The following is a 17,696-nucleotide window of genomic DNA, read 5'->3' on the forward strand; positions in this document are numbered from 1 at the left end:
GTTGATCGAAGATTGCCGCGATGGAGCACGCCCCCCTTGCCCGTCGTTGTGCGAAACGTCACCGGGCCGGTGAGATGCGTGGCCCGAGCGCCTCGACAAGATCGCCGCGGAGCACCCAGGCAAGCGGCTGCGGGTCTACTTCCAGGACGAGTCGCGGTTCGGCCAGCAGGGGACCAACACCAACGTCTGGGCCGAGAAGGGCCCGCGGCCAACGGCGGTGCGTCAGACCCAGTACAAGTACCTGAGGGGCATCGGCGCCGTGTGCCCGCAGCGTTTACTGGAGCTCGGCAAGACACGCCGGGGGGCTCCTCAGCCCGCAGCTGAACCCGCAAATCATCCATTCGTTCTTGGAGCTGCTCGCCAAGACCCTTCCCGAGGGAGGGCGCGCCGTGATGATCTGGGACGGCGCTGCCGAAACTAGACCCACGGGCGCCCAGCGGACGCCGTTGCGTGTGCCGGAGAACGTGACGCTGGTGAGGCTGCCCCCCTACTGCCCCGAGCTCAACCCGACCCAGAACCTCTGGCGCCACCTCAAGAGTCGCTTCTGGAACAACCGCGCCTACGCCGATTAGGACGCCCTCGCGACGCCGCGTCGCGGGTGCTGGCGTTCCAAGAGCGGGTCGCCGAGATGTATGAGGGCGAGAGTCCTTTGATGCAGACGGCGCTCGAACACGTGCTCGCCGCGGAGGCGGCCCACGCCGAGACGTCCGCGTTGCTCGCCGACGCCGAACTCCCGATCCACGAAAAGCTCAGGCGCCAACTCGACAGCAACCGCAACACGACCGAGGCGCTGAAGCAGCTCAACTTGATGTCGAGGATCGAGCAGCGCCGCTGCGAGGCCCAGCAGCGACAAGTTCGGCTCAACAGACGTGGGCGCCTGCCCACGTGGACGAACCGGCGGCGCCCCCGCCGGCGAGCCGCCCCTCGCACCAAACCCGAAATGACAATCCGCCAACCTGTCGGGCAACGCCCCACGCCGGCTCCCGACCCACAAGAAATGACAATCCGCGCATCTGTCGGGCAACGCCGGCCACGCCGGCGCCCGGCGCAGCGCGGCGGGCTCGACGTGACCGGCTGGCTGGCATGGTTCGTCGGTTGCCTGGACCGCACGCTCGGCAGCAGCGACGAGCGTCTGGCAGGCGTGCTGCACAAGGCCCGCCTCTGGCGGCGGCTGCAAGCCCGGCCGGTCAACCAGCGCCAACGCGCCGTCGTCAACCGGATGCTCGACGGCTTCGAAGGTTTCTTGAGCACCTCGCAGTACACCAGGCTCGCCGGGTGCTCGGCCGATACGGCGCTGCGCGACATCCGCGGGCTGCTCGGGCGGGGCGTTCTGGTCCAGAAGCCCGGCCGCGCCCGCAGCGCCAGCTACCGCCTGGCGCCGCCCGACAACGTCGGTGACGCGTAGGTTGGCGGCCAAGAATCCCGCCCGGGCGAACCAGGGCCCACAACGCATCGGCTGCGCGGCGCGGTCTACCGTGGACACATCGTCGAGGGAGTGTGATCGCCCGAAGCCGGTGGCGCGACTCGCGGTCAGCTCCCAGCAGGACGGTGATGCGCCGTCCCCTCTCGAGCGTGGAGGGCGTGCATGGGCCGCGGGCGAAACCCGGCCCTTTTCCGCCGGCCCCAGCAGACCCGCGGCGGCCTGCCCGCCACCCTGGACGCTCGCACGCCTCGGGCGACTGCCAAACCCCTCGCAACGAGCCCGAAGGCGTCGTCAGGCGCCGTTCACCCAGGCCGCGGCCCGCTAGCTCTCGAGGTCGAAGTGCGCCTCGGGGGCGCCCGTTGGCGGGACTTCGAACTCCAAGGCGCCGTTGGCGTACTTCTTCGGCACCCGTTCCGGAGGCGTAGGCGTGAACTCGTTCACGACGCCCGTTTGAACGGCGGTGCTGATCGAGACCCGGTACTTACCGGGGGGAACCCCCTGGGCCCGGCCGCCGGCCTCACTCAGCTCGTACCCGCCCTGCGCATCGGTCATGCCGATAAAGGCGCGGCGGCCCTCCCCCTCCAGCGGGTAGAAGACCACCTGGGCTTCGGCCAGCGGCTTCCCATCCAATTGGACCCGGCCGGCGGCCTGAACAAGCTGCTCGCCCCCGCGGCACCCAACCAAGTGCGACACGGCGACCACGGCAACCACAACCACGGCGCCAGCCCTCATCTTTCTACCTTCGACTGCCAGTGAGTTGCCCAACGATCCGACGTCAACCCTCGCGGCGGAGTTAGCCGCGTCCGCCGGTACTAACCTGGTCGGCGAGGTTCTCGCCGTCTTCGCCGGCGATGCTCCCCAGACATGAAAAGACGTGCAGGTCCATATCGAAACCCAGGAAGTCCACGGAACCGTCGCACATCGCCCCGTTCATGCCGGCCGGATGGAACGAGTACCAAGCCGACATGCAGGCGCGGCGAGACCTTCCCGAGATCGGAGTGAACTGCGCTTGGCTATTGTTCTCTTCGCCGAACGCCACGCACGCCTGATAGTCGCCCACCAGGGTGCGCGGCTGCGCGGTTGGCTGGCCGAGCAGGTAATTGCCCCATGTGTAGGCCCACAGCGGACGCCGCGGCTCGTACTCGTTCGCTGCCTCGGCGACCAGCAGGGTATGACTCAAGCCATCCACGATGTTCTTGAACTTCTCGCGGCGGAGCGAGTTGCTGTTGTCTAGGGCGACCGCGTGGAGCGGGCCACGCCACCCCCAGATGCAGCCCGTGCCCTTGGGGCGGGTCCGTTCGGGCAGGTTCTCCATGAGGTACCAGGTCACAAACCCGTCGCCGCGTCCCGCGTTCCCCTTGTAGGACGCGGTCATAAACTGGATGTTCGTGCCGACGCCGCTCTCGGGGGTCTGCAACGCCATCGGCATGTCCGACGGGCAGGTGTACAGCGGCACGGGGGTCTCCCGGAAACGCTTGGCGCCCGGGTCGGTCGTGCTCGTTATCTTGACATCCGGGTCGTACAGGGAAGAGAGCACCGCGTCCTCCGAGAAGGGCATAATCTCGCGTGTCCATCCCGTGAAGTAGTCGGCCGATCCGATGTTGTTGCCGATGCTCATCACGTTGCCGGCCGGCAGGCCCCCCTTGGTGTCGTGATGGTTGTGCAGCGCGAGCGCCATTTGCTTGAGGTTGTTGGTGCACTGACTCCGCCGGGCTGCTTCCCGGGCCGCCTGAACGGCCGGCAGGAGCAGGGCCACCAGTATGCCGATGATGGCGATCACCACCAGCAGCTCCACCAACGTGAAGCCGGACCGACGCGGTGGCTGCTTGATCGACTCAACGGGTCGGCGCGAAACTCTTGAGCTGACCATAGTCCTCGATTCCCTGTGGTTGCCGGGCGAAACATGCACTGCGGCGGGTTTATCTTCTTCAGCCGCCAACCCTGTCCTGCACCGAAGCCTGTGCTGCTCTCAAGCCTGTGCTGCTTTCAAGCCTGGGAGTCCGGACCGATCGATCGAGTCAGACTCTCCCTCCCCCCAACCCGCGTCGATCGTCGTCCATTCGTTGTGTGGGTTGCGGCATGGCGCCGTTGCGCCACCCGATACCGGTCGCGGAGCCCCCCCTCGCTCCGCCTGAGCTGGGCTCGCCAACGGCCAAGGCGTGTCTTGAAGAAGGCGCACGGCCCCAACCCCCGAAAAGACGACAAGATCCGCTACCTCGTGGCGCCAGCTCAGCTTCGCGCTTTGCGGAGTACGCCCATCAAACACGACAAGTGGCCGTCGCTCAACGTCTTCGCTTGCAAAGTCACGTCGTTCCGTTGCAAGCTCGGGCCGAAAAGCAGCGGCGATCCCGCAGAACCCTACGCCCCCCGTCCCCGCGGGAATACCTCTGCGATCGTGCAGGAAATCACCCGGGTCCACTCCGGCGGAAGCGTTCAGCCCTTTCTACTCGAACGGGCGGCACGCCGTCCGTCAACTCTTTGCCGACCAGACCGACGCAAACCGCTCGACGCACGGCGTCTTGGCAGCCCGCCCCAGAACGCTGCCGCGTCTGGAACCCATTGCCGCGGATGACTCTAAGGTCGCCGCGGATCGTCTTGCCAATGGCTTAGCCGATTGGTCTTACCCCCCCAGAACGTGAGCCATCCTGAATGCGAGAAACCGCCCGCCGGCTTCCGGCGGCGTCCATGAACGCGTCGCGCGGCCGGCAACCCCGCCGCGGCGATTGCTTTCGCTACGGCCCGACTGCCTCGTGAGGCTTCTCGGCGTAGGGGGAGACTGCTACTTTGGCCCTGTAGCGCGGCCCGGCCGTCAGCGTCTGGGCCGGCCGCTCGCCCTAGTCGCGTCCCAAGGCAGCACGAGGGGGATGGGGATGGACGGTCAAACGCTCGAGGCGTTCCTCGCGCTCCCGGTGCACCCCCGCGAAACCTGGCAGGGGGGCGTCGCTCGTCTGGCGGACTGGTTGGACGCCCCCCCCGAGGAGGCGCCCGGCCAGATGGGGCTGATCGTGTGGCAGAGCGTGCCGAGCGGGCTGGTGCACGCCAAGCCGATCCTGCCCGACGCCGACGGCGGCTTGGAAGAGTTCTTTGAGACGATGCTGGAACTCTCCGACGTGTACAAGCCCCCCTGCCGGCCGGCGCGGATCGAGTGCAACGACCCGTCGCTCGCGGAAGAACTAAGTCGGCGCTTAGACGGGTCGGGGACCGCCGTGCGCTGCCTCGCCACGATGGGGGAGTGGAACGCGGTCGTCCGGGAGATGGCCGATCACCTGCGGTCGTCCCTCCCCCCGTCGCCGCCGTCGTTGCCGTCGCTCAGGGAGGCGGGATGCAGCGACGAGCAGGTCCGCGAGTTCGCCGCCTCGGCGGCCGAGTTCTACCGGGCCGCGCCGTGGCGCCTGCTAGACGACACCGACCTGATCCAGATCGAGACCCCCAAGCCGCCGCGGCTGATGAAACAGGCCGTGGTGCTGGGCGCCGCGGCGCAGAGCTACGGCCTGGGCCTCTACCGGGATGAGGAGGACCACTACGCGTTGATGGCGCAGCGGACCGACCCGCGGCGGATGAGCCTGTTCAGCATGCTCTACGAGAGCCCGGCCGACGTGGCGTCCGCGGACCCCGCGCTGTGGCAAGAGCTGGGACTCACGCCGGAGACGGGCGAGGCGTTTCCCGACGCCGTCTTCTTCGCGCCGGACGGGATGCGCCGGCCGACGCCTCGTGAGGTCGACTGCTTGACGATCGTGCTCCGGGGGATCGCCCAGACGTCCGAAGAAGAGCTGGACGCCGGCCGTTGGACGAAGTGGGTGCGTGTCTCCGGCAAACGCCGGAAGTGCGTGCTCTCGATCCCCAACCTGCTCAACCCTCCCGACCGCGCCGAATGGCTGCGGCGCGGCAAGACCCCCGACCGGCGCAGCCACGAGATCCACTTCCGGCAGGTGCAAGAGTTCATCGAATCGGTCGGTCAAGGGATGGACGTCGACGCGTTGAACGCCGCGATCCATGCGCAGTTCAGTGGCCGCAGACCGGACGACTACGTGCTGCCCCGCAACACGCCCGCGGAGCGCGCAGAGGCCCTCTACCAAGACGCCCTGGGGAGCTTTGGCAGGCGGCGCGTGCTGTTGGCCCGCGAGGCGTTTGCCGAAGACCCGAGCCACGTCGAGGCCGGCATCCTCATCGCCGAGTCGACGTGGGGGGTCGAGGAGCGGATCGAGCGGTTCCGGCTGGCCAAACAGGCCGCGGCCGATGCGCTGGGCGGCGCCATGCAGGAGCTGGCGGGCCGGTTCTGGGGCTTCCACGAGACGCGGCCCTACATGCGGTCCTGCCAGGGCCTGGCCGAGGCCTTCGCGGACGCGGGGCGGCCGGACGAAGCCATCGCCCAGCACCGCGAGATGCTCCGGCTCAACCCCGACGACAACCAGGGCGTGCGCTACGCGGTTGTCCCGCTCCTGCTCGGACTGGGGCGGGACGCCGAGGCCTCCGAGGTGCTCGACCAGTACCCCGAAGAATCGGCCCTGTGGTTGCACTCGCGGGCGCTGGTTGAGTTCCGCCGCAGCGGAGGGTCCGCGCGGGCGAGCAAGGCGATCCGGGCGGCGTTCAAGAGCAACGCGCACCTCAAGCAGTTGCTGGAGTTGGAGCAACCGCCGCTCTTTCCAGATTCATACGCCCCCGGCAGCCCCGAAGAGGCGGCCGTCTGCATCGAGCAGCTGCGGGGCGTTTGGGAGGATACCCGGGGGTTCCCGGAATGGATGGCCAAGGAGTATTACGCGTGGGAACGTGACCGGGCCGATCTCAAACGCGGGCAGAAGCGCCGCGTCAAGAAGAAGGCCCAGCGCACGTGGCGGCTGAAGGAATAGGAGCCGTCACACGCCGGCCCATGCGCCGCAGACGACGGTTGGTCCGTCGACTTCTCTTCAAGGCCAGGGGAGGCGGCGCGTGCGTGGCGGTTTCACCGATGCTAGAGTCGGGTCGGCATGAAGGTCTCAGATGGACGCCGAGTTCTGGCGCCTCGTCCAGCGGGCCATGCTACTGCCGCCTCACGTACGGGGCAGCATTGGGCACGAGCTCTTTGAGCGCGCCGTCTACCTCATGACGCAAGGGCTGCGCATGCGGTTCCCCGAGTCGTCGAACGACGAGTTCGACCAGATGCGGCGCGAACGATTGACGCGGCGACGCGATCTGGACTCTCGGCTTGACGAGCTCTTCGCGGCTGAGCAGATCGACGACGTAGGCGACGAACTTCCGCATTTAAGAACAAGGTCGCCCCTTTGCACCAAAGTCCCTGCCGGAGCGCCGTCGCAATCGCCTCTCCTACAAGCACCAGCCGCCGCGACCCAGGGTGCTACACTTTCTCAACCATCCGCTGTGTGCGTCGGTTCCTAGACTAATCCGCCCCCCTGCTCGAACCCGCCCCTTCTGTTCCAACCCGCACACCTGTCCTAACCCGCACAATGCATCAGCATCCAATCGTCGCGTCTTGCCGCTGGCTGTCTCTCGTGACGCTGTTGGCTGCGTGGGTGGCGCCGGGCATGGCGGAGCCGCTGAGGGAGAACGCTGCGGAGCCGCAGGCGCCCGACCTTGCGACCCGTAAGTTTGGGCACGACTGGCCGACATTTCTTGGGCCCCACGGTGACGGGAAGTCGAAGGAGACGGGCCTCGACTTTGACTGGCCGGACGCAGGGCCGTCGATTGCGTGGCAGGCGCCGCTAGGGGTGGGTTACGGCGGGCCATCGATTAGCCGTGGGCGGTTGTTTCACTTCGACCGCCACGGCGACCATGACCGGCTCACCTGCCGGGTGGCCGAAACGGGCGAGTTGCTGTGGAGCGCCGCGTACCCGACGGGCTACGCGGACTTGCTCGAGTACAACAACGGCCCGCGGTGCTCACCGGTCGTGGACGGGGACCGGGTCTATACGTTCAGTTCAGAAGGGTTCCTGCGATGCGCGCGCGTGACCGACGGCGATCTGATGTGGCAGATAGACACGGCCAAGCAGTTCAATGTCGTCAAGAACTTCTTCGGCGTCGGCAGCACTCCGTTGGTGTTTGGCGACTACCTGATCGTAAACGTAGGCGGCGGCCCCCCGGGCGGACCATCGGATGTTTACGCAGCGAGGGGCGAGGAACGCGCCAGCGGCTCTGGGGTCGTGGCGTTTGACAAGCTGCGGGGCACGGTTGCCTGGAAGTGCGCGGACGAGCTGGCCAGCTACGCGAGCCCCGTCGCCGCCGAAATCGACGGCCGGCCTTGGTGTTTCGTGTTCGCCCGCGGCGGCTTGGTGGCGCTGAATCCGCTGACAGGCCAGATCGACTTCCAGTACCCGTGGCGGGCGCAGATGTTGGAGAGCGTGAACGCCTCGTCGCCGGTCGTCGTTGGCGACGAGGTGTTTATCTCGGAGACCTATGGCCCCGGCAGTTCGCTGCTGCGGGTGCGGCCGGGGGCCTTCGATGTCGTTTGGAAAGACGATCCGCGGACGCGCCGCAAGTCGATGCAACTGCATTGGAATACCGCCATCCAGCACGACGGGTACCTCTACGGGAGCAGCGGCCGACACAGCAACGGGGCGGAACTCCGCTGTATTGAGTGGTCGACCGGCAATGTCCGGTGGAACGCGGGATTGTTGGGGCGGTGTTCTCTGCTGTACGCCGACGGCCACCTGATCAACCTTTCGGAGCTAGGCACGCTGCAGGTGCTGAAGGCCAATCCGGAGCGGTACGAATTGATGCAGTCCGTGTTGCTGCAAGACGCCGACGGCGAGGAGCTGCTCAAGCCCCCCGCCTGGACCGCGCCGGTCTTGGCCCGCGGGATGCTCTACGTGCGCGGCGAGGACCGCTTGGTTTGCATCGATCTGGCGAAGCAGCGGGCCCAGTCGCCCTAGCCGCCGACCGCGATTCTCGTTGCGATCGCTCACACCGCGCACCTCCGCGCATAAACCTATGTTCGCCGACCCCCAGCACCGCCTGATCGCCTTCACGCGGCTGCTTGCCGTCTCGGTCCTGTGCTGCCTGGCGTTCTCCTGGCGGCTCTGGGTGTCCAGGCCCCACTACCCGCTGGTTCCCCTGTTTGAGTTTGTCCCCGCCCTAGCGTTCCCCTTCGACTACGTGCTCCTAGGCTGGCTGGTCGTGTTGCTGCTGGGCGTCGTCTACCAACCGCGCTGCCGGTTGCTGATCACGCTGGTTCTGGGGACGTTTGGGCTGTTGTTCGTGCAGGATCAGAGTCGGCTCTGGCCGTCGTTCTATCAGTTCAGTTTCCTCTTCCTGCTGCTGGCTTCAAACCGCCGCGTTGACGGCGCCGCAGGCGACCAGCGCGTCCTCGCAAGCATGCGGTTCGTCTTTGCGATGGTCTTCTTTTGGGGCGGCGTGCAGAAACTCAACCCGTATTTCTTCTATGAAGAGTTCCCCTGGTTCGTCGAACCAGTGACCCGACTCTGGCCGCTGGCGACGCCCGTTCTGCCGCACATCGCGGTCGCCGCCGCCCTCTTCGAGATGACGATCGGCGTGGGGCTGCTGACGCGGCGCCTGCGTGGCGCTGCGCTGGGGGGGGCGGTGCTGATGAACCTGCTCATCTTCTTCTGCATCGGTCCGCTCCGCGACAACTGGAACAACAGCTCGTGGATGTGGGGCATGACGGTCGCCGCGCAGACGTGGGTGCTCTTCTTCCGAGCCCCCCCCTTCAGCTTCCGGACCATGTTCGCCGCGCCGGCCCTGCACAACGTCCCGCAATGGCTTGCGGTGATCTTGATCGGCTTCCTGCCGGTGTTGAACAACATCAACCGTTGGGACTCGGCGTTGTCGTTCAACGTCTACTCCGGCAACGTCGACTACGCAGAGATCCACATGCGCCCAGGCGTGGTTGATCGCCTGCCCGACGAAATTGCCGCCCTGGTCCACGTGCGTTTCGGCGGGGCCGTGCTCGTTCCGAACGAGTGGAGCCGGCGCGTGTTTCACGCCAATACGTACCCGGAGACGAGGGTATTCAAGGCCCTTTTCCGCGCGGTCTGCGACTACCTTCCGGAAGGGTCCGCCGCGTTGTACGTCCGGGAGAAGGCGGGGTGGTTCTTCCCCAAGAGGATCGACCGCTACGAGCTCAACGGCGCCCGGGGCGTAGAGTTGAGCGATGCTGGCGTTTCGCCCCCCGACGCGTAGCATTAGTGGCGACAACCGCTACGGATACGGCGTTTCACTCCGTCGCCTGGCTCAACGATTCCAACGTTCCATCAGTCCCCGCGGAAACAGCGTCGCACGCCGCGCGAGGGTAGGGACTTCGGGCCACGGCCGAGTGATGGATGATCTGACAGTGCTCGCGTCAGCCCTCGTTTGGGTGCAGGGCCGATGCGACGGGGAAGGAAGGAAGGGCGGCCCCCGCTTCGTCGTGCCCGAGTTGAGGACTTCCACCCACAAGAGGCCCGGATGCACCAATGGCTTCCCGGCACGGCTCGGGCCCCGTGCGGCTCGGCCCCGGAGTGATGTTCGGCGAGCCTGAATGCCCGCTACGCTACTTGCTTTGCGCTGGATGATGGCGAGAATCGGTATTGTTGCCTCTCTTCTCTTTCGGGCACAGGATCGCGGAATGCGTCACAGCCCCACCATCTCTCAAGAGCAGGCCGTCCCGGCGGCCGGCCACGCCGCAAACGCAGTGCATCCCGTAGCAGCGGCGCTGCGTAGATCGCCCGCCTCCCGCATCGCGGGCGCCCTGCCACTGGTCGTGCTCCTTGTAGGGATGGCGTCTGCGGGGACGTGCCGCGCGGCCGACCCGGACCCGTCGGCTGGCGGCGTAAACTTCGGCGTCGACATTCTCCCGTTGCTCTCGGACCGCTGCTTCTTGTGCCATGGGCCAGACGAAGCGGGACGCGAGGCGGACCTTCGGCTCGACGCCGCCCAGCACGCCCTCGCGGACCGAGGGGGTTACCGAGCCATCGCGCCGGGCGACGCCGGCGCGTCGGAGGTGATCAAACGCGTGACGGCCGCCGAGGACGACGACCTGCGGATGCCCCCGCGTGGTTCGGGCAAGGACCCGCTGACCGCGGAGCAGGTGCAACTGATACGTCGCTGGATCAACTCCGGCGCCAACTGGCAGAAGCACTGGTCCTTCGAGCGGGTCGAGCGGCCCGCGACTCCCGACGCGTCGCCCGATGATTGGGGCCAGAACCCGATCGACCGCTTCGTCCTCGCCGGCTTGGCGGCCGACGGGCTGCGGCCCGCACCCGAGGCGCCCAGAGCGGCACTGCTCCGCCGAGCGTCGCTGGCGTTGACAGGCCTGCCGCCGACGACAGAAGCGCTCGACCGCTACCTCGCCGACGCAGGCCCCGACGCGTACGAGCTCGCTGTCGACCGCCTGCTCGCTTCGCCCCACTACGGCGAGCGCATGGCCTACACCTGGCTCGAGCTGGCCCGCTACGCCGATTCGGACGGCTACCAGCAGGACGAGAACCGCGACAACTGGCCGTGGCGCGACTGGGTGGTCGACGCCTACAACCGCAACATGCCGTTCGATCGGTTCACGATCGAGCAGTTCGCGGGCGACCTGCTGCCCGAAGCGACTCCGGAGCAAGTGATCGCTACCTGCTTCCACCGCAACCACCTGACCAACGGCGAAGGGGGGCGCGATCGAGAAGAATCCCGCGTCGATTACGTCTTGGACCGGGTCAACACGATGGGGACGGCGTGGCTGGGGCTGACACTGGGTTGCTGCCAGTGTCACACGCACAAGTACGACCCCATCACGCAGCACGAGTACTACGCCCTCACCGCGTTCTTCAACTCGATCGACGAGAACGGCCACGCCGGCAAGCAGGCGGCCCCGTACTTCGCCCTCAAGCTCCCCGACGACTCGCCGTACCGCCAGAATCGTTTGCGGCCGCTGCTCGACGCGGTCAACGGAGCTGGGAAGGAGATCCGCCGAGCGGAGCAAGAGGCCGCCGAGCAGTTCCAGGACTGGCTCGCGCAGACATCGGCGGCGGTCAACCAGAGCGACAGCTCGCCGGTCCAGTGGCGTCCGCTGCACGCGGCCGAGCTTACCGCCACCGAACCGAAGCTCTCGTTGACGCAAGAGCAGGATCAAGCGATCTTCGTCGGCCACGAGGACAACCCAGACAAGGTCAACTTCTACGTCGCCGCCGAGGCGCCGCTGCCGTCGGTCACGGCGCTGCGTATCGAAGCGCTGCCGCACCCCTCGCACACGGCCGGGGGGCTGGCGCGATCGAACAGCGGCAACTTTGTGCTCACCGGCGTCGAGATGCGGCTGCGGCGCCCCGGCAAGAAGGACTCGTTGCCGCTGAAGATCGCCTCGGCGGAAGCAGACTTCGAGCAAGACGGCTACGGCGCCGCAGCGACCATCGACGACCGCACCGAGACCGGGTGGGCCGTGTGGAGCGGCGACATCGGACGCCCGCGCACGCTGCTGTTGCGTCTGGAGCAGCCCGCAGAGCTGCCCGAAGGGACGCTCCTGGTGGTGAGGCTGAAGCACGAATCGGGGAACGCGAAGCACTACCTCGGCCGCTTTCGGCTGGCGGCGACCGACGCCCCCACCCCCTCGCTCGACATCCTCCGCAACAAACCGCTGGTATACCTCCGCGGCGAAGGCGCCGCAGAGCGTCTCTCCAAGCCGCGGCGTGACGAACTCTTCGCCCACTTCCTCGACCACCACGGAAGGGTCGGCATCGCGAGGGGCAGGCAGACCGTCGCCCGGCTGAAGCTGGAAGAGGCCCGCAAGGACGCCTCGGTCAACGTGATGGTGCTGCGTGAACGCAAAGAGCCCCGCACCACTTGGGTGCTGGAACGCGGGGTGTGGAACCAGCACGGCGACGTGGTTTCGGCAGACATCCCGGAGGCGCTCGGCGCCCTGCCGGAGCAGGCCCCGCGCGATCGGCTGGCGCTCGCCCACTGGCTGGTCAGCCGCGACAACCCGCTCACCGCGCGCGTCGCGGTCAATCGCTACTGGCAGAACCTGCTCGGCGCGGGGCTGGTGCGCACGCCGGAAGACTTCGGCCTCCAGGGGGAACGCCCCACCCACCCCGAGCTGCTCGATTGGCTCGCCGCGGAGTTCATGGAATCGGGATGGGACGTCAAACACATGCAGCGGCTGATCGTCACCAGCCGCACGTTCCGCCAGTCGTCGCGGCTGCGTCCGGAGCTGATGGATCGCGACCCCGCCAACCGGCTGCTGGCGCGCGGCCCGCGCCACCGGCTGGCCTCCGCGTTGCTGCGCGACCAGGCGCTGGCGGTATCGGGCCTGCTCGCCGAGCAGGCGGGGGGAGAGCCCGTCTACCCGTACCAGCCGGATGGGGTTTGGTACGACGCGAGTCAAGGCAAGTTCCAGTACGTGACCGGCGAAGGAGACGACCTCTACCGCCGCAGCCTGTACGGCTTCTGGCGGCGCAACGCCCCCCCGCCCGCGATGTTCGACGCCGCCGACCGCCGGACCTGCATCGCGAGCGTCGTCCGCACCAACTCCCCCATGCACGCGCTCAACCTGCTGAACGACCCCACCTACGTCGAGGCCGCCCGCGCGCTCGCCCAGCAGGCGCTCGCCCACGGCGGCCCCGCACCGGCCGACCAGATCGACTGGGCGTTCGCCCGCGTGTTGGCCCGCGGCCCCGACCCCTTCGAAGCAGACGTGTTGCAGCGCCGGCATGAGGCCTACCTCCACCGGTTCCAGGCAGAGCCCGCCAAGGCCCAACAGCTCATCGCCATCGGCCGGTCCCCGGTCGATGACGCGGCAGACCCGGTGCGGCTGGCGGCCCTGACCGCGACGATGAACGTGCTGCTCAACCTCGACGAGACGCTGAACCTGGAATAACGATGACCTTCCCCAGCCACAACCCGAACGACCCGCTGGCGATCCATCGGCGCCAGGTCTTGCAGTGGGGCGGCTACGGGCTGGGCGCCATGGCGCTTCAGTCCCTGCTGTCGAAGGAGGCCGGCGGCGCCCCGCTCGGCTCGACCGGCGGCCTGCACTACCGGGCCACGACCAAGAGGGTCATCTTCTTGACGCAGTCGGGCGCGCCGTCGCAGATCGAGCTGTTCGACCCCAAGCCGCAACTGGTCGCCCGCTCCGGTCAGGAACTCCCCGGCTCGGTCAGCATGGGCCAGCGGCTCACGACGATGACCGCCGGCCAGTCGCGGATGGCGGTCATGCCCGCCGTGACCACGTTCAAGCCGTACGGCGAGTCGGGCATCGAGCTGGGCGACTGGATCCCCCACATCGCCGGCATCGCAGACGACATCTGCGTCGTGCGTTCGATGCAGACCGACTTCATCAACCACGCCCCTGCCCTCACGTTCATGCTCACCGGCAGCCAGCTCCCGGGCCGGCCCAGCCTGGGCGCCTGGTCGAGCTTCGGCCTCGGCACGCTCAACGCAAACCTTCCGGAGTTCGCCGTGCTGGTCAGCAAGACGGGCAACTCCGGCGACCAACCCCTGTACGACTACTACTGGGGCGCCGGCTTCTTGCCCTCCAGGCACCAAGCGGCCAAGCTCCGCGGCGGCGCCGAACCGGTGCTCTACCTCAAGAACCCCGCCGGCATCGACCGCCAGACCCGCCGGCTCCAGCTCGACGCCCTGGCCGAGCTGAACCAGCACAAGCACGACGCCTGGAGCGACCCAGAGATCACGACCCGGATCGCCCAGTACGAGATGGCCTACAAGATGCAGCGGTCCGTCCCGGAGCTGGCCGACCTCTCCCAGGAGCCTCAGTCCACCTTCGACCTGTACGGCGAAGAGGCCAAGGAGCCCGGCACGTACGCCTTCAACTGCTTGATGGCCCGCCGCATGGTGGAACGCGACGTCCGCTTCGTGCAGGTCTTCCTCGGAGACTGGGACCACCACGTCAAGATGCGGACCCGCTCGCCCGCCCGAGCGGCTACCTCCGACCGGCCCTCGGCCGCCCTGGTGAGAGACCTCAAGCAACGCGGCATGCTCGACGACACCCTGGTGGTCTGGGCCGGTGAGTTCGGGCGCGGCGTCACGGCTCAGACGAAGTCGTCCGACCCGCTCTCGGACCCCAATGTAGGCCGCGACCACCACCCCCGCTGCTTCTCGCTGTGGATGGCCGGCGGCGGGCTCAAGCGGGGACACGTGCACGGCGCCACCGACGACTACTGCTACAACGTGGTGGAAAACCCGGTGCACATCCACGACCTGCAGGCCACCATCCTCCGCCTGATGGGGGTCGACCACGAGCGGCTCACCTACCGCTTCATGGGACGCGACTTCCGCCTGACCGACGTCCACGGCCGCGTGGTGCACGACATCATCGCTTGAAGCCGCGCCGCCCTCCGTCGGCCCCGCGCCAACGCGGCCGATGGTTTTGTCCTTTTGTCCGGTGTCTGGCGGCATGTTTTTCGTCGGCTCGCGGGTAACCGAGGGGGGCGGCTGCTGTGGCGTAACGACTTACGTCGACCGACGCGCCTGCCGGCCGCGTTGGGCGGGACAAAACCCTCCGACCGGCGTACACAATTCCCCCCAATCGGACACCTCGGGGACGAAACCGTGCGCAGCGGGCGCCGCCGGACCGGCCGCGCCGTCCGCGCGCACCGCCCCCGGCTCGGCTTCCTCCGGCGGAGGTCGATTGCTACGCGATTATCCCGCCGGGGGTGGCTATTTGCGAGCGCGTTCTAGAAAGACCGCCGGCATTGACGGCGGCTGGGCGCCCATCGGGTTCGTCGAATGTAAGCAGCGAACGCACGCCGCCGCGACGCCTGCTGAGGTCCTGCGCCGTTGCGAACGCCCGGACGCGACGCTGGAGGGGGGCTCCGGCTGTCCCGGGGGATGGGTCAAGAATGAGTCCACCATCCTAAAACGAACCACGAAGCACACGAAGAACGTCAACAGGGATGACCCATGACCCAGTGACACTGACCACAGGAGGCGCGCATGCCTAAGGTCGACATCGCCATCGACGATCGTCCGAAGGCGATCCCTTCGTACGTCCTTCGTGCCCCGTCGTGACCTTCGTGGTCAGTCTCGATTTGGTGGCGAAGCTCCTGAGCCGATCCTACGGGACGTCGAACGTAACCCCCCCGATAGACGCGTACTTTCCTTGCACCCGCAAATCAATCTCGATGACGTCCCCCTGCTGGGGGCGGCCGATGTCGAAGAGGTAGAGGTCTCCGTCCAGGTCCTTGCTCTCGGTCGCGACACTCGCCTCGACGCCATTGATGCGGATTCGGATCTCAGCAGGCACCGTTTCCGGCAGGTCCGCGTTGTCCGTAAACACGCCCAGCCGAAACCCGGTTGGGGGGAGGTCGTCGCCGAGGGCGAGACTGCAGATCTCAATCTCAGAACCAGGCGCTGCGTCCTGCGGGTTCCCTTCATCCGCGGGATAGGTCAGCACGCCCGATTTGACGGCGCCAGAACCCCCGTTGTCGGGCGCCCGCGGGTCGACCATGTCCAAGTACTCTTGGCGTCCCCCCACGGAAAAAACACCTCGCGACGCGGCAAGCCCGTCGGGGAACTCCGGGCTACCGCGGAGGAAGCCTGGCTTCTCAAACAGCATCTTCTCGTAGGCCGGAGCGTAACCCTTCCGATCGACGACCTCTCGGACATTGAAAAAATAGTACCCCGCTGATCCGAAAACGTCGTCGCCGTCTACATCGAGCGGTTTCGATAGAGCCGGTGATCGCAGGTGCATGCCCTCGCCCTCGACGACGCCCACGTACTGAATGGTCGTCGGCAGCCGGCGCATGAAGCGGTCTTGGTCGATCTGTCCGATCACGGCGGCGCGGTTGCTGGCGACGAAAGCGGCTTGGCCCGCTGATAGGCTAAGGGGCTCACCGGCCTGGTCCGCTCCGCCCGCCTCACTCCGCGACGCGACCGTGACCCCCCCTTCAAACACGTGCACATGGAGCTCGTCAATCTTTGGCGACGCCTCAACGCCGAACTCGGTGCCAAGGTCGACAATCGTGGCGAGCGAGGTCTCTACCGTGAAACCGGAGGCCTCGGGTGGAACCCTCCCGACCAGCTTCCCCTGCACCAGCCGAACGCGATTCTTGCCCTGCAAGTCGATTTCCAGCGGGGCCTCCAAGATCGCGTGCGCGCCGCTGTCCAACCGGAGCTGCACCAGCCCGGCCGTCAACTTGTAACGCCCCGACTTGATCCGCGCCCCGGCGCCGGAGGGTTGGGGGTCCTGCCTGCCGGGCCGAAGGGGGGCGTTGGCCCCGCCGGGGGCTGTCGGCTCGTCTGCGTCGCCAACCGCAAACCATTGTGCGTCGACCGAATCACTGATGGTCGCCACGGGCCGCCTGGCGGCCGCAATAGGCAGGCCCCCTGGCTCTTTGGGGAGAACCACAAACCTCAGCATCAGCAGCAGCAGGGCCGCGGTGGACCAAGCCGCCACGGAAACCGCCCAGGTCGATCTTGAACGCGGCGCCGAGGGGCTTGATGATTCTGCAAGATGGAGCGACTGCGCGGCGTTCTGCAACGCCAGCGTACGCGCTTCTCTTTCTTCGCGCGCGCGCTGCTCGATCCGCTCCGCTTCTTCGAGCAACTCAAGCATGACTTCTGGGTCGACGTCCGACCCGATCGCGCTGCTTCGATTCGCGTTGCTCGCGCCCCATAGGCGCAGGATGTCTGTCTGCGTGACGTAGCGAAGGTAGACCTGTTGAGCCTTCGGGTTGGACGCGAGCAGGGACTCGAGCTTCGCGATCCCTTCCTCGGGAGAACCCGTCAACAGGGCCTGGGTTAGCGCCTCGTGCACCTGATCGAAGAGCGCTCTTTCCTCCATTGACTGCGCCATTGCTATGCCTTGCCTTCAGCCTGGATACGTCGGACGATACATTCATGCAGCGCAGCGCGGCTCCGGTACAGGGCCTTTTGTGCGGCGGCGAGCGTCATGCCACACGACCTTGCAACCTCGTCCATGCGTGTGGGACCCCCGTAGACGCGGGCCAGCAGCGCTTGGCTCTTCTTGCTCAGGCGCTTCAAGCAAGACTCGAGCGATTGAGAGTAAAGGTCCAGCTCCTTCTCGCAGTTCGAGTAACTCAACTCCAACGCGGCGAGCAGCTCGGTCGAGAACACGAGCTTCTCTCTCCCTAGCTTCTTTCGATAAGACAACACCTGATAGTAGGCGATGCTCCTTGCCCAGGTATCGAAAGACTTGCTGGGGTCGTAGTTGTCAAACTGCTGCCACAGGCGGAGCTTGGTCTCTTGCAGCAGCTCGTCGGCGTCGGCGAAATTCGGCACAACCGAGAGCACGAACGCGGCGAGCCGACGCTCACAGCCCGCCAGCAACGAAACAAAACGGGTCGCGTTGTCGGCTGGCCCGGGTGGTTGCGACATGGCCTCCTCAGGC

General features: G+C 67.0%; 12 protein-coding genes. 7 read left to right on the forward strand and 5 right to left on the reverse strand.

What is annotated here, in order from left to right; translation table 11 throughout:
• The first annotated feature begins 320 nt into the window (after nucleotides 1–320).
• Together Pla175_RS14950 and Pla175_RS14955 are read left to right on the forward strand one after the other, a co-directional pair.
• The gene (locus Pla175_RS14950; RefSeq protein WP_145286558.1) at nucleotides 321–572 is read left to right on the forward strand and encodes a transposase; all 252 of its coding nucleotides are present in this window, start codon (nucleotides 321–323) and stop codon (nucleotides 570–572) included.
• A gap of 26 nt (nucleotides 573–598) precedes the next feature.
• Nucleotides 599–1,405, forward strand: coding sequence for a Fic family protein (locus Pla175_RS14955; protein ID WP_197526856.1), 807 nt, complete (start codon nucleotides 599–601; stop codon nucleotides 1,403–1,405).
• Between the two features lie 339 nt (nucleotides 1,406–1,744).
• On the opposite strand, the gene Pla175_RS14960 is transcribed toward Pla175_RS14955, so the two are convergent.
• Together Pla175_RS14960 and Pla175_RS14965 are read right to left on the reverse strand one after the other, a co-directional pair.
• A complete protein-coding gene (locus tag Pla175_RS14960; protein WP_231953913.1) occupies nucleotides 1,745–2,155 on the reverse strand; it encodes a carboxypeptidase-like regulatory domain-containing protein in 411 nt (136 codons plus the stop codon).
• A gap of 61 nt (nucleotides 2,156–2,216) precedes the next feature.
• A complete protein-coding gene (locus Pla175_RS14965; protein ID WP_145286567.1) occupies nucleotides 2,217–3,293 on the reverse strand; it encodes a DUF1559 domain-containing protein in 1,077 nt (358 codons plus the stop codon).
• A 1,000-nt stretch (nucleotides 3,294–4,293) separates the two neighbouring features.
• Between Pla175_RS14965 and Pla175_RS14970 the strand changes: the two genes are divergently transcribed.
• Nucleotides 4,294–6,270, forward strand: coding sequence for a tetratricopeptide repeat protein (locus tag Pla175_RS14970; protein ID WP_197526857.1), 1,977 nt, complete (start codon nucleotides 4,294–4,296; stop codon nucleotides 6,268–6,270).
• Between the two features lie 169 nt (nucleotides 6,271–6,439).
• On the opposite strand, the gene Pla175_RS14975 is transcribed toward Pla175_RS14970, so the two are convergent.
• Nucleotides 6,440–6,661 carry a hypothetical protein gene (locus Pla175_RS14975; protein WP_145286574.1) on the reverse strand — a complete coding sequence of 74 codons (222 nt, stop codon included), beginning with the start codon at nucleotides 6,659–6,661 and terminating at the stop codon, nucleotides 6,440–6,442.
• Between the two features lie 203 nt (nucleotides 6,662–6,864).
• Between Pla175_RS14975 and Pla175_RS14980 the strand changes: the two genes are divergently transcribed.
• The 4 genes from Pla175_RS14980 (at nucleotide 6,865) to Pla175_RS14995 (ending at nucleotide 14,668) form a co-directional block, all read left to right on the forward strand.
• A complete protein-coding gene (locus Pla175_RS14980) occupies nucleotides 6,865–8,286 on the forward strand; it encodes an outer membrane protein assembly factor BamB family protein (RefSeq protein WP_197526858.1) in 1,422 nt (473 codons plus the stop codon).
• A 58-nt stretch (nucleotides 8,287–8,344) separates the two neighbouring features.
• Nucleotides 8,345–9,553 carry a hypothetical protein gene (locus tag Pla175_RS14985; protein ID WP_145286579.1) on the forward strand — a complete coding sequence of 403 codons (1,209 nt, stop codon included), beginning with the start codon at nucleotides 8,345–8,347 and terminating at the stop codon, nucleotides 9,551–9,553.
• 424 nt (nucleotides 9,554–9,977) lie between these two features.
• Entirely contained in the window at nucleotides 9,978–13,205 is a 3,228-nt protein-coding gene (locus Pla175_RS14990; protein WP_197526859.1) for a PSD1 and planctomycete cytochrome C domain-containing protein, read from the forward strand.
• Nucleotides 13,206–13,207: 2 nt separating this feature from the next.
• The gene (locus Pla175_RS14995; RefSeq protein ID WP_145286587.1) at nucleotides 13,208–14,668 is read left to right on the forward strand and encodes a DUF1501 domain-containing protein; all 1,461 of its coding nucleotides are present in this window, start codon (nucleotides 13,208–13,210) and stop codon (nucleotides 14,666–14,668) included.
• Between the two features lie 733 nt (nucleotides 14,669–15,401).
• On the opposite strand, the gene Pla175_RS15000 is transcribed toward Pla175_RS14995, so the two are convergent.
• Entirely contained in the window at nucleotides 15,402–17,141 is a 1,740-nt protein-coding gene (locus tag Pla175_RS15000; protein ID WP_145286591.1) for a FecR domain-containing protein, read from the reverse strand.
• 2 nt (nucleotides 17,142–17,143) lie between these two features.
• A complete protein-coding gene (locus tag Pla175_RS15005) occupies nucleotides 17,144–17,683 on the reverse strand; it encodes a sigma-70 family RNA polymerase sigma factor (protein WP_197526860.1) in 540 nt (179 codons plus the stop codon).
• Nucleotides 17,684–17,696 lie beyond the last annotated feature (13 nt).

The organism is Pirellulimonas nuda (genome assembly GCF_007750855.1).
Lineage (GTDB): Bacteria > Planctomycetota > Planctomycetia > Pirellulales > Lacipirellulaceae > Pirellulimonas > Pirellulimonas nuda.